Annotated in this window: 9 protein-coding genes; 4 read left to right on the top strand and 5 right to left on the bottom strand. The window is 42.1% G+C overall.

What is annotated here, in order from left to right; all coding sequences use genetic code 11:
* The 3 genes from AC1DYB_RS08580 to AC1DYB_RS08570 all read left to right on the top strand — a co-directional run bounded on the left by AC1DYB_RS08580 (position 1) and on the right by AC1DYB_RS08570 (position 7202).
* A complete protein-coding gene (locus AC1DYB_RS08580) occupies positions 1-3846 on the top strand; it encodes a 1-acyl-sn-glycerol-3-phosphate acyltransferase (RefSeq protein ID WP_477434076.1) in 3846 nt (1281 codons plus the stop codon).
* 178 nt (positions 3847-4024) lie between these two features.
* Complete coding sequence (locus AC1DYB_RS08575; RefSeq protein WP_477434074.1) at positions 4025-5533, top strand: phytoene desaturase family protein; 1509 nt, start codon at positions 4025-4027, stop codon at positions 5531-5533.
* The gene (locus tag AC1DYB_RS08570) at positions 5526-7202 is read left to right on the top strand and encodes a C45 family autoproteolytic acyltransferase/hydolase (protein WP_477434072.1); all 1677 of its coding nucleotides are present in this window, start codon (positions 5526-5528) and stop codon (positions 7200-7202) included. Before AC1DYB_RS08575 ends, AC1DYB_RS08570 begins: the two co-directional genes overlap by 8 nt.
* A 60-nt stretch (positions 7203-7262) precedes the next feature.
* On the opposite strand, the gene AC1DYB_RS08565 is transcribed toward AC1DYB_RS08570, so the two are convergent.
* The 5 genes from AC1DYB_RS08565 to AC1DYB_RS08545 form a co-directional block, all read right to left on the bottom strand.
* The gene (locus tag AC1DYB_RS08565; protein WP_295720534.1) at positions 7263-7493 is read right to left on the bottom strand and encodes a hypothetical protein; all 231 of its coding nucleotides are present in this window, start codon (positions 7491-7493) and stop codon (positions 7263-7265) included.
* Between the two features lie 252 nt (positions 7494-7745).
* The gene (locus AC1DYB_RS08560; RefSeq protein ID WP_477392138.1) at positions 7746-9071 is read right to left on the bottom strand and encodes a sensor histidine kinase; all 1326 of its coding nucleotides are present in this window, start codon (positions 9069-9071) and stop codon (positions 7746-7748) included.
* A gap of 258 nt (positions 9072-9329) precedes the next feature.
* Positions 9330-10220: a helix-turn-helix domain-containing protein gene (locus AC1DYB_RS08555; RefSeq protein ID WP_477392139.1), complete on the bottom strand. Its 891-nt coding sequence runs from the start codon at positions 10218-10220 to the stop codon at positions 9330-9332.
* Between the two features lie 27 nt (positions 10221-10247).
* A complete protein-coding gene (locus AC1DYB_RS08550) occupies positions 10248-11984 on the bottom strand; it encodes a glycoside hydrolase family 13 protein (RefSeq protein ID WP_477434070.1) in 1737 nt (578 codons plus the stop codon).
* A 124-nt stretch (positions 11985-12108) separates the two neighbouring features.
* A complete protein-coding gene (locus tag AC1DYB_RS08545) occupies positions 12109-12345 on the bottom strand; it encodes a hypothetical protein (RefSeq protein ID WP_477434068.1) in 237 nt (78 codons plus the stop codon).
* Positions 12346-12617: 272 nt separating this feature from the next.
* On the opposite strand from AC1DYB_RS08545, the gene AC1DYB_RS08540 reads away from it, so the two are divergent.
* A complete protein-coding gene (locus AC1DYB_RS08540; protein WP_477434066.1) occupies positions 12618-13634 on the top strand; it encodes a DUF3078 domain-containing protein in 1017 nt (338 codons plus the stop codon).
* Positions 13635-13720 lie beyond the last annotated feature (86 nt).

Below are 13720 nucleotides of genomic sequence, written 5' to 3'. Positions count from 1 at the left end.
ATGGAAAAAGGCCTTATCCTCATATACCATTATTTTGCCAGGAACAGGGCTGTTTTTTATACTTTATTTGCTACATGCTTTTTGTTCATGGGGTATTTTGCTTCGCAGGTAAAGTTTGAGGAAGATATCAGCAAGGTTATCCCGAAGGATAAAAAGATCAACAAGCTTAATGAGGTTTTCCAGAACTCCAAATTTTTGGATAAGCTGGTAATCATGGTATCGCTAAAAGACAGTACCGCTATTGCAAACCCGGATAGCCTTGTAGCCTTTGCCGATGAATTTGCGGCTACCGCCGAACCCCAATTTAAACCCTACATAGGCAAAGCCAATTTTAAGGTTGATGATGATGTGGTGATGAGGCTGTTTGGCGCCATTACCCAAAGGCTGCCTGTTTATTTAACGGAGAAGGATTACCAAACTATTGATACCCTTATTACCCCGGCAAAAGTAAAACAAACACTGCAATACGATTACCGCACACTTGCATCGCCTGCAGGCATAGCCCTAAAAAGCATCATCAGTAACGATCCGGTGGGGATCTCCTTCATCGGACTAAAGAAATTACAGCAATTGCAGTACGATAAAAATTTTGAACTGTATGATAATTATGTGGTCACCAAAGATCATCAAACCCTGCTCATGTTCATCACCCCGGCCTACCCGCCAAATAATACCGGGAAGAACGGCGTTTTAATAAAGGGCTTAAACCAGCTGATAGATAGCTTAAGCAGTAAACCTAAAAGAATTGTTACAGCCTCCTACTTTGGCTCGGCAGCGGTATATTACGGCAATGCTTTACAATTAAGGAAAGATACCGCGCTTACGCAAGGCATCACCGTGCTGGCCCTTATTTTGTTTTTGGGTTTGTATTTCAGAAAAAAACGGGCACCCATAATTATTTTAATCCCGGTGCTGTTTGGTTCACTGTTTTCTTTAACGGCTATTTACTTTTTAAAGGGCAGTATTTCGGTTATAGCTTTGGGTACGGGTTCAGTAGTGCTGGGCATCGCTATCAATTATTCGCTGCATGTATTTAACCATTACCGGCATACTAAAAGTGTGGAGCAGGTGCTTAAAGACCTGGTAATGCCCCTTACCGTTGGCAGCTTTACCACTATTGGCGGTTTCCTGTGCCTGGAGTTTGTAGAATCGGAAATGCTGAAAGACCTGGGCCTTTTTGCCGCCTTTAGTTTGATAGGGGCCTCCATTTGCTCGCTGGTATTTTTGCCGCAGTTTATATCGACCAAAAAAGAGCAGGAAAACCACCAGGTGATCCTGCTTTCATGGATAGATAAACTGGCCTCCTTTAACCCCGAGTATAATAAATTCATTGTTACCGGGATCATACTGCTTACCGGCGTATTTTTTTACAAGGCCAATGATGTAACCTTTGAGTTTGATGTAGCCAAAATGAACTACATGCCTTTGCAACTGCAGCAATCGCAAAATAAGCTCAACAAGATCAATCAATATGCACTGCAATCGGTGTACCTGGTATCCGAAGGGAAAACCCTGGACAGGGCACTGGTGAACAATGAAAAGCTGGCTGCTCAAATTGAAAAACTGAAGGAGCAGGGCATTGTAAAAAAATCCTCAGATGTATCATCATTCATCCTCTCCGATTCTCTGCAAAAAGAAAGGATAGCCCGCTGGAATACGTACTGGAGTCCCGAAAAGAAACAGAAACTGTTTGCCACCCTGGATAAAGAAGGCCAGCTACAAGGCTTTAGCGCCGCGGCCTTTGATAAATTTAAAACGCTGCTCAATAAAGATTTCTCGCATATCAATGAAGGTGATGTGGCCGGAATCAGGAAAAGTTTCCTGGATAATTTTATTAATGAGTATCCCAGTCACTCTACCGTGGTAACGCTGGTGCAAACATCGCCCGATAAAAAGGCCGCCGTTTACAAAGCCTTTGAAAACGACCCTAATGTTACCGTTATAGATAAACAATACCTCACCAATAAACTGGTAAAGATCATTAATGCCGATTTTACCAAAATAGCGGTCATGTCATCCCTGCTGGTTTTTATAGTGCTGCTGTTAACCTACGGTCGTATGGAATTGGCGCTGGTTTCCTTTATCCCGATGGCTATTTCATGGATCTGGATCCTGGGGTTGATGGGGATTTTCGGCATTGGCTTTAATATCGTGAACATCATTATATCGGCCCTGATATTTGGCTTAGGCGATGATTACAGCCTGTACATTATGGATGGCCTGCTGCAGGAATACAAAACAGGCAAAAAGGTATTATCATCTTATAAATCATCCATCTTTTTATCGGCTATAACTACCATTACCGGTTTGGGGGTATTGATATTTGCCAAACATCCCGCTTTGCGGTCGATAGCTTTTATTTCGATCATCGGGATCTGCTGTGTGGTCATCATGTCGCAGATACTGATCCCTTTCCTGTTCAATATCCTCATTAAAAACCGCACACAGAAGAAACAATTCCCCTGGACCATCAGCGGTTTTGTGATCAGTATTTTCGCGTTCACTTATTTTGTAACGGGCTGTTTAATCCTATCGGCATTAGGCTTTTTATTCAGGCTGAATCCGTTCAGCAAGGAAAAAGGGAAACTCGTTTATCACGCTATCCTCGCGCGGTTCTCTTGGTCAATGATCTATATCATGGGTAATGTGAAAAAGGAGGTCATTAACAGGCTGCTTGCCGATTTTGATAAGCCATCGGTAATTATTGCTAACCACCAGTCGTTTTTGGATATTTTGATATTGGTGATGCTTAATCCAAAGCTCATCCTGTTCACCAATAACTGGGTATGGAACTCGCCGGTATTTGGCGCGGTGGTGCGCATGGCCGATTATTTCCCGGTAGCCCAGGGTACCGAAGCTAATATCGATTTGCTGGCCGGCAGGGTGAAGCAAGGTTACTCTATTGTGATTTTCCCCGAAGGCACCCGCTCTGTTGACGGGGATATAAAACGCTTTCATAAAGGGGCGTTTTACCTGGCCGAACAATTGAATATGGATATTCAGCCTATCCTCCTCCACGGCACCGGCTATTGTATGACCAAGGGTGATTTTCTTTTAAAGAACGGCAAGATCACCCTCAAATACCTCCCCCGCATAAAACCGGGCAACGGTGCTTTTGGAACAGGTTATTATGAACGTACCAAATCCATCAGTAAATATTTTAAGGCCGAATACAAACAACTGGGCGAAGAGGTACAGCAACCGCGCTATTACCGCGAGCAGCTGATATATAATTACCTTTATAAAGGGCCGGTTTTGGAGTGGTATATGAGGGTTAAGGTAAGATTAGAAAAAAACTACCAGCAATTTCATAACCTGCTGCCCGTAAAGGGCAAAATGCTGGATATTGGCTGTGGCTATGGCTTTATGCCTTATATGTTACACTTTGCTGCCCCACAACGCGCCTTTACAGGGATAGATTATGATGAGGATAAGATCGAATTAGCCAATAATAACTTTAACAAAGACGCGCATATCAATTTTGAACATGCGGATGTGCTCGACTTTGAGTTTGAAAAATACGATGCTATTATTATTGCCGATATGCTGCATTATATGCAGCCCGATGAGCAAAAGCTGATTGTACAACACTGCATCAATAGCCTGAATGCCGGCGGGATGATGATTATCCGTGATGGCAATAAAGACCTGAAAGAAAAACACCGGGGTACTGAGCTTACGGAGTTTTTTTCGACCAGATTTGTAAAATTCAATAAGGCAAGCAAGGGCTTGTCGTTTTTATCAGCTCGACTGGTTGAGGACATTGCGGCTGCCAATAATATGGACTGCCATATAATTGATGAAACAAAGTACACTTCAAATATTACTTTTGTAATAAAAAAATAATAGCGGGTTTACAATCCCCTCTTGAGAGGGGGCGGGCCGGGATAGCGAAATGGCAGGGGTGTGTTAAACGCGCGATAATGCACCCCTGCCCCTCTCAAGAGGGGATTCCACCGCACGGCCCCACTTTAAACCCCAATAAAGATTTATAAACGATAACATAAAACAGGGAATAAGATAAATGGAGATTTATGATGCCGTAATTATCGGCAGCGGTATGGGGGGATTGGTGAGCGCCGATTTACTGAGCAGGGAAGGATTTAAGGTTTGCGTGATAGAAAAAAACAAGCAGATTGGCGGTTCGCTGCAAACCTATGTGCGCGATAAAGTGATCTTTGACTCGGGCGTGCATTACCTTGGCGGGCTTGATGAAGGCCAAAACCTGTACCAGATATTCAAATACCTTAACCTGATGGATAAGCTGAAGCTGCAAAAACAAGATGTTGTTTTTGATAAGATTGGCATTTATGGCGAAGCGATTGAATACGAATATGCCCAGGGTTATGATAACTTCATTAGTCATATATTAAAACATTTCCCCGGAGAGGAAGCCGCGCTTAATGCCTATTGCGATAAGATCAAAGAGGTTTGCAGCAAATTCTCCTTGTATAACTTAAAAAGCAGCGATGATTTCAACGAAAAGTCGGCCGTGCTGGAAATTGATACCAAAGGTTTTATAGAATCCATAACTGATAATCCGCGCCTGCAGGCTGTACTGGCGGGTAATAACGCTTTGTATGCCGGGCAGGCAGATAAAACCCCGTTTTATGTACACGCGCTCATCCTGAACAGCTATATTGAAAGTTCCTATAAATGTGTGGACGGCGGATCGCAGATAGCAAAGTATATTGCCAAAAATATCCGATCAAGGGGTGGGGTTATCAAGCGCCATTGCGAGGTGAAACGGATTGTTGTGGAAGATGGAAAGGTATCGCATGTGGAAACTACCAATGGTGTAAACATCTATGGCAGGCAGTTTATCAGCAACATGCACCCGGTGCAAACGCTGGAAATGACAGATTCTGATGTAATTAAACCTGCTTATCGCAACCGCTTAAAAGGATTAGAAAATTCGGTATCATCTTTCACGCTAAATGTGGTTTTTAAAAAGGACAGCTTTCCTTATTTTAACACCAACTATTACATTGGCAAGGATGGCCACGTTTGGGATATTGCCGATTATAACGAAGAGAACTGGCCGCTTGGCTATGCATATTTTATGGCTCCATCTTCCAGATCGGCTAAATTTGCTGATGGTGCGTCTATACTCACCTATATGCGCTTTGAGGAGATGAAACCCTGGGAGGATACCTTTAACACGGTATCAGACGTTAATGAACGGGGCGAAACCTATGAGGAGTTCAAGATCCGCAAAAGCGAGAAATTGCTTGATATGGTAGAGAAAAAATTCCCGGATTTCAGGAGCCATATCAAATCCTACTACTCGGCAACACCGCTCTCCTACCGCGATTATATTGGCAACGGCGATGGTTCACTTTACGGCATCGTGAAAGATTATAAACACACGCTAAAAACGTTTATATCGCCGCGCACAAAAATACCTAACCTGTACCTAACCGGGCAAAACCTTAACTTACATGGTATTTTAGGTACGGCGATGAGCGCTATAGTTACCTGCACTACTTTACTAGGCAACGATGCCATAATAGGGAAAATACGAAATGCATAAGAAATTCAGCTGGAAAAAATTTGGGAAGAGGACACTTTATGTTTTCCTGGGTTTTGTGCTGATTATTATTATTGGCATGGCTTACCTGTATGCGGTAGCGATTGATTACCCGCCCGAGCCTAAAGATTTGAGCAGCCTGGAGCTACAGCGCGCCGAGCCCTCCAAAGGTTTTTACACCATTAAAAACGACTGGTTTCGCAAAAGCAACAGTGGCTTATTTGAAATGTACGTAGAAGGTAAGCCCTTTGAACGTGGCGTTATTAACGGCAAACTAAGCCAGGAACTGGTTGTGGCGCAGGAAGACCACTTTGTAGAGCAGATAAGCAGGATAGTGCCCTCTAAATTTTACCGGCATTTTTTAAAATACTTTATTGCCTGGTTTAACCGCAACCTGGATAAAAACGTTACCGAAGAATATAAGGAAGAGATTTACGGGATCTCTAAATCAGCATCAGATAAATACCAGTACATTGGTTCCAATTACCAGCGGATATTGAACTACCATGCAGCGCATGATATTGGCCATGCCCTGCAAAGTATGGCTTTGGTGGGCTGTACATCGTTTGGTACCTGGGGTGTAAAATCTGAAGATAGCACGATGATCATTGGCCGTAATTTTGATTTTTATGTGGGCGATAAGTTTGCGCAGGATAAGATCGTGGCATTTTTTAACCCTACCGAAGGGTACAAATTTATGACCGTTACCTGGGGTGGTTTTATTGGCGCAGTATCCGGGATGAATGAAAAAGGGGTAAGTGTAACCATCAATGCCGATAAAACTAATATACCTACAGGCGCTGCCACACCGGTATCATTAGTAGCCCGCGAGATCTTGCAGTATGCTAAAAACACGCAGGAAGCATACGCTATTGCCAAAAGGCGTAAAATGTTTGTATCTGAAGCCTTCCTGGTTGCCTCCGCTGCCGATAACAAGGCCGTTGTGATTGAGAAAACCCCCGATACGCTGGATATGTATGACCCGCACCAGGATTACATTGTTTGTGCCAACCATTTCCAAAGCAAGGGCCTCAGTCATTCAAAAGAAAACAAGATCCAGGTGGCCGAGAGCGCATCGCCATACCGGTATAACCGCCTCATGGAACTGCTGAATGCCAACGGCAAAAATACAGTACAAAAAACCATAGCCATATTGCGCGATCAGAAAGGCATGCATGGAGCAGATATTGGCATGGGTAACGAGAAAGCCATTAACCAATTAATGTCGCACCATAGTATTGTTTTTGAGCCTAAGAAACTGTTGGTTTGGGTAAGCACCTCGCCATGGCAACTGGGCGAATATGTAGCCTATGACCTGAAGAAAGTGTTTGGCCTGCGGGGGATGAAAAAAGACCAGGAAATTAACGAGCAGAAGCTCACGGTACCGGCGGATACTTTTCTTTCAACCGCGCAATACCAGGATTTTGTGAACTTCCGTAAAATGAAGCAGCGTGTGCTCGATGGCGAAACTATAAATACCGATAGCCTGGTAGCTACCAATCCTCAATACTACCATGCCTACGTAATAGCCGGCGATTATTCGTTTAAGCGCGAGGAGTACAAAAAAGCTTTGGGATATTACCAGGCTGCTTTAACAAAGGTTATCGCTACTAAAAAGGAAGAGGACCATGTTAAAATACAACTTAACAAGTGTGTGGAAAAGCTAAAATAGTTTCATAAAGCAAATTACAGCGCATTACTCAGCCCTTTGTTAACCTCCGTTGATAAAAGCTTAATTGATTAAATCAATCTGCTGCCCTATAATATCCAGATCGTTTTGCGGAAAGGCCCCGGTGTACGATAGTGCCTTGTATTTATTTCTGCCTTTTTTGCAGATGTTTGCAAGCCACACCCCATGGTCATAAACCGAATAATAAACACCCTTGATAGAGTTTTTTTTAGCTAAAATATGCAGATCGAACTCCCTGTTGTTGGCCGCATAATGTATGTCGAAATTTTCCATAGTGATAAATTGATCTTTAGCATGAACGGTTGAAGGTTTGATTTTGTTCTTTTATATAGTCAATAAATGAGCCAATTAAAGCAGGCCCATATAGTTATTGATAAATTTAACGATAAATAAATAAAGTGCGGTGTAAGAGCTAAAGAATATTTGCCTGTAAGTTGTACATGCACCGTTATTGTGTAATCCTGTGCTTAGCCAGCAAGCCATTTGTTTTTGAGTAAGTAGCAAAGATCTTTGATTGCAGTACTTTTATGAAGACAGTTTTGACAACTCCCCATGTTTGGCTAAGGAGTAAAACTCAAAACTTACAAAAAAGGTACTCCCCACATTTTGCTCACTTGTAAACCATATTTTGCCCCCTTGCAAGGCTGCAAATTCCTGGCAAAGCACCAGGCCCAATCCTGCGCCTTTTTCTTTTCCGGTTCCGAATGTGGACTGGGCCGAAAGTGAAAATAAGCTGGCTTGCTGTGCAAGAGGAATGCCCTGACCGGTATCGGCTACCTTAATGATGCAATTGTTTTCTACAACTTCGGCACTTACAGTTACTTTGCCGCCGGGATAAGTAAACTTAATGGCATTTATAACTAAGTTTCTAATAACCAATTGCAGCATATCCCTATCACCTATTACCCAAATATGGCTTGCTAAATCATCATGAAGCTCAATAGATTTTTCTTTGGCAATGCTTTTTAAAATCCGGAGTGTATTATCTAATGTTTGCAGCAAGTTTAAAGGGATTAGCTTTACCTGAACAGATTCCATTTGGCTTTTGGTCCAGGAAAGTACATTGGTTAGCATATAGGAAGTGTCTTGCGTGCGTCTTAATAGTTCCTTTTCAATGTTTACTCTTTCAGCTTCGTCCAGGTTGTATTCGGTAAGTAACTCCAGGAAACCCTGTAATGATGATAGCGGCTCTTTAAGGTCATGAGCCAGTATGGAGAGGAGTTTGTTTTTGGTGGTATTTGTCAATTCAAGTGCCTTTGCCTTCTGCTCTACAACTCTTCGCTCTTTTTTATAGGCAGTGCGGATATGAACCGTAACTACCAGTATAAGTGAAACCGTTGCAATATAACTGTAGCCAAAATCAATAAAACGGCTTGTTCTGCTGTTGTAGGTATTCTCGATCAGGTCTGGATGTGCGTTTTCTATAAATAGCAAACTTAAAATAATACCTACGTTAAGTGGAAGCCAGATCTTGTATTGTTTTTGCGGAATGATGGCTACCGTGGTAAAAAACGATAGTATAAAAATAACGTACCCGGGCCCATTAATGCCAGAATTGTAATAGTAGTTGGCAATAAGTAACAGGTTGTTGGTTATCAGGAAAATAGTAATGCTGCTATTGAGCCTGTCTTTAATTCTGGAATTATAGTATACGAAGGCGACGACGAAGGAAATTATCGCCATTAGAATGGCCAGCTGAGGAAGGCCAATTAAATAATTGAATGGGATATTAACGCCAAGTACAACTAATATAACTATACAAACGGAATGAAAAATTCGACCTTCGAGCGAAACATTTGATCTATGGCCAACTAATCTATTCCAAAATTCAAAAGCTGCGTGATTTTTCAAAATATCAAATCTATATTAAAATCATTTACTGATTGGCTGATCATTAATGGTGTAATTTAGGCAATCAGGGTTTTAAACCTGGGTATAAAAACAGGAGTATTCTTTTTACGTAGTCTCCTGTTGTTTAGTTTTATCCTTTAAAAATAACATGACCGCTTTATTTGCTGGCTGCCGAACTTGTTGGCTAAACGAAAATCAAAACAAAACAACCCGGATTATTTATCGGGAATAACAAGTTGCGTTTAAAATGAAAATTTACTACCTGAACGCCATTGGCGCTAATGACGTTTGCTTTTTAAAGAAGTTTGAAAAATGAGCTACCTGCTCAAAACCCAGGGAGTAGGAAATTTCGGATATGTTCCAGTCGGTTTGTTTAAGGAGGATCTTGGCCTCCTGGATAACGCGGCCACTAATAATATGGGTAGTAGTTTTACCGGTATTTTCTTTTAGTACCTTATTAAGATGATTTACATGTACGGCAAGACGATCAGCATAATCCTTGGCTGTGCGCAGTTTGAGCTTTTGACTGGGCGATTCGATAGGGAACTGCCGCTCAAGCAACTCCATAAACAGGGATGACACCCTAGCCGAGGCTGTATGACCAGGGTAAAGCGCGGAAGCAGGCTGCAGCTTTTGACCCTGGTGTATAAGTTCCAAAATGTAATTGCGTATCAAATCATACTTGTAGGCATAGTTTGATGATAGCTCCTGGTGCATTTTGCTAAATATGGCAGTTATCGCGATGGTGTCATCATCGCTAAGCTGAAATATGGGATAGCCCCCTGGTTGAAAGATAGGCAGATCATCGAGCACAACCCCGCTCTTGGCCTGAACCAGGAACTCGTCGGTAAAAATGCAGAAATGACCTTGCTGATCATCATCCAGCGGTTGCCAGTTATAAGGGATCCTGGGGGTGGCAAATAGCAGGGCATTTTTTTCAATGTCGATCACTTTATCAGCATACTCGGCCCTGTTGCGGCCGCGAATCATGCTAATTTTATAATAAGTGCGCCTGTTATAAGGCATTACACCTGTTTTGCTTAGCTCAGCAATGTTGAAAACATTAAAATGGCCTATCTCTTTATTGATCCCCTCCGGAACAAGAGCCGCGGTTTGCTTATAAAATTCATCTAACGTTATTACTTCCATAGGTGCCTTATGCTGTAAAATTAAAACTTATTTCAACTCATACACAACAGCTTCATAAGGTTTTAAGGTTCCGTCTTTTGATGGCTTATCATAATTGCCCAACAATACTGCGGCATTGCTCAGGTTGATATCCGTTTGTGCGGTGGCTGTTTTATCCTTGAAATTTAACAATACCAATAGTTTTTTGCCATTTAACTCCCGGGTGAACGCATAGGTATCCGGATTTTGCTTATCCAGCAGGCTGTATTTGCCATACACCAGCACAAGGTTATCTTTTCGCAGTTTTACAGCTTTCCTGAAATAATTTAATGTACTGGCCGGGTCTTTTTCCTGGGCGGCCGCATTAATGGTTTTATAGTTAGCGTTTACCGTTATCCATGGCTTCCCTTTTGTAAAGCCTGCATTTCCGGTACTATTCCATTGAAAGGGTGTACGGCCATTATCTCGGCTTTCAAAGCTTATTCGCTGTAAATACTTTTGCAGATCGGCTCCCAGGTTTTTTTGACGCTGGTATTCATTAAGCGTTTGCACATCACGGTAATCTTCAATTTTGGTAAAGCCGGCATTGGTCATTCCTAACTCATCGCCGTTGTAATAGTAGGGTGTGCCGCGCATGGTCATCAAAAAGGTGGTCAGCATTTTTGATGATAGCGCCCTAAACTGCGGGCTATCATTGCCGAACCTGCTTACCAGCCTTGCCTGGTCATGATTGGCTAAAAAGACCGACAGCCACCCTTTGGCGGCAAAAGCGCTATCCCATTTGCTAAACACGCTTTTTAAGTGCAGCAAACTATATCCTTCGGGCTTGGCAATATCCACTCCCTCAAATGCGTAGGCCATATTCAATTCATTTCTATCGGCATCAACCAAATTGTGCGCGTCTTCAAATGTATTGCCGGCGCCTTCTGCCACGCTCATTACATTATACTTGCTAAGCACCTGGTTATTCATTTCCTGCAAATAGCCGTGCAAATTTCCCTGCATGCCATAGTACTGCGTAAAGTTTTTTTCAAACCCCTGCGGAAATGCCGGGAAGGTTGTATCCTTTGCCGCAAACTGGAATGCATCAAGCCTAAAGCCATCAATTCCCTTATCGGCCCAAAATTTCATAATGTCATAAACCTCCTGGCGCAGTTTAGGGTTTTCCCAGTTTAAATCGGGTTGCTTGCGCGAAAAGTAGTGAAGGTAATAGGCATTAGTAAGTGAATCATAGCGCCAGGCATCATGGTTAACATCAAATAAACTATAGCGGTATGGCGGCTTTCCCTTCTCGGCATTCCACCAGTGGTAATATTCGCGGTAGGGGTTGTTGCGCGAGCTTCGGCTTTGCTTAAACCATTCATGTTCATCGCTGCTATGGTTTACTACCAGGTCCATAACCAGTTTAATGCCCCGCGCATGCATGCCTTTTAGCAGCGTGTCAAAATCGGCCATGGTGCCAAAATCCTTCATGATGTCGCGATAGTCACTTACATCGTAACCATTATCATCATTTGGCGAACTGTATATGGGGTTTAGCCATACCACATCTACTCCCAGGCTTTTTATATAATCCAGTTTAGATATTATTCCTTTCAGGTCGCCAATGCCATCTCCATTATCATCTTTAAAACTCCGCGGATAAAGCTGATATACCACAGCCTCTTTCCACCATTTGCGGTCAATACTGTCCTTATTATTTAAACTGTTTTGCGCGCGGCCAAATGTGCCAGTAAGCATAAAAAAAGTCATGGCGATAATAAATGGAATGGAGGGCTTGTTCATAACCGGAAATGAATGGTTTATAATTACTAAATTATGCACAAATAATCGAAAGGTAGTGTTTTATAAAAGTTAATTGACAGGCAACACCAGGCACCGGTTTAAATAGAGTTGAAATCTGAAATAATTAAAACAGCTCCAGATCATTTTTATCTTTATCAAGATAACCCCATTCTTCATTATGGCCTAATGCCGGATATTTAAAGCTATCATCTTTTAAAACTTTGTAAACCATCCAGCATATTAAAAAGGGCGAGACCAGGAACATGGCGGCAAGTAAGGTAATGGAATAACCGGTAGCGAATATAATTATGTAACAGGCCAGGTAAATAGTTAGTATACTAACTGCAGCTTTTGTATTCATAATTTTAAGTTTATATGATAACAATGGGCTATAAAGCTATGTTTTAGAAGTGGGTAAATAATGCCGAAATTTTTCTTGTTTAATAACATAATTGACTGTTTTGAGTGCTAAAATGCATTCGGTTTAGTTTTTATAATGCCATTTTGTTTATACAGATAATTGGCATTTAATATCCGCCAAGAGGGGCCAAAAACATTTTTTAATTAAATCGTTTTACAACATTTTTAATTAAACACGGTTATAAAGGAGATTTTTGCTTTAATTTGTGTACTATGTTAAAACCCAGACTTGGACTGCTTTTATTAGCATTAATAGCCTGCAGTATTTCGGTAAGCGCTCAGCAAACCGATTCGCTGAAAAAGGACACCATCAAAATTGATACCGCGCAGATTAACAAACTCAGGATCGATTCGCGCCGTAACGCCATTCCTACAAGGGCAAGGGCAATACAAATACAGCGGGAACAAATTCCGGTTACGCTGATGGATTATAAAATAAATTACTGGAAAAAAACGGTTCTTTTTGGGCTAAACTTTAGCCAATCGGCGTTTACCAATAATTACAGCGCGGGTGGTGTAAACTCGGTAGCACTGGGTACTAACTTTATTTACCATACCGAATATAACAAAGCTCCCTTCAGCTATGTATCCGAGCTTAATCTTACGTATGGCGTAGCTAAAAATAAAGGCCAGGGCAAACGCAAAACTAACGATCGTATTTACTTTGATAATAAGCTTGCATCGCAGCTATCCAAACACTGGTACTTTTTTGGCGCGCTTACGTTTGAATCGCAGTTTGATAAGGGCTTTAACTATACAGACCTGGGCGGAGGCAAATTCGCCGCGCAGCAGATCTCGAATTTTATGGCGCCGGGCTACTTAACAGAATCGATAGGTTTTGAGTATAAGCCAACAGGTTATTTTGATTTGCGATTGGGTACCGGTACCGCAAGGCAAACATTTGTGTTGGATGATAGTGTAAGAAAAAGCAATGATTACGGCGTTGGCCCCAATCATACCGTAAAAAACGACCTCGCGTTCCAGATAGTAGGCTTGTTTGATAAAGACCTGATGAAAAACGTGCACCTTAACGCCCGTTATGCACTCTTTATTCCCTACGGCGAATCGCCTAAATTTATTACCCATCGTTTGGATGCCGTACTATCAGCCAGGGTTAACCGCCTCGTTAACGTAACCATTAATGGTACGCTGCTGTACGATAGACATACAGCTACCGCCGCCCAGGGTACAGAGGGGCTTGCGCTCGGGATACTTTATCGTTTTCCATAATTTTATAGAACAACGTTTTTGGGATAAGAATATATGACACAGCATCCTTTATTTTCTTTTGTCCCTTTCCTTGCTCCATTCATCCT

It is taken from the genome of Mucilaginibacter sp. P2_A4, assembly GCF_056405015.1.
The sequence above is the reverse complement of the archived record's forward strand: the minus strand, read 5'-3'. Positions and strand labels throughout refer to the sequence as shown.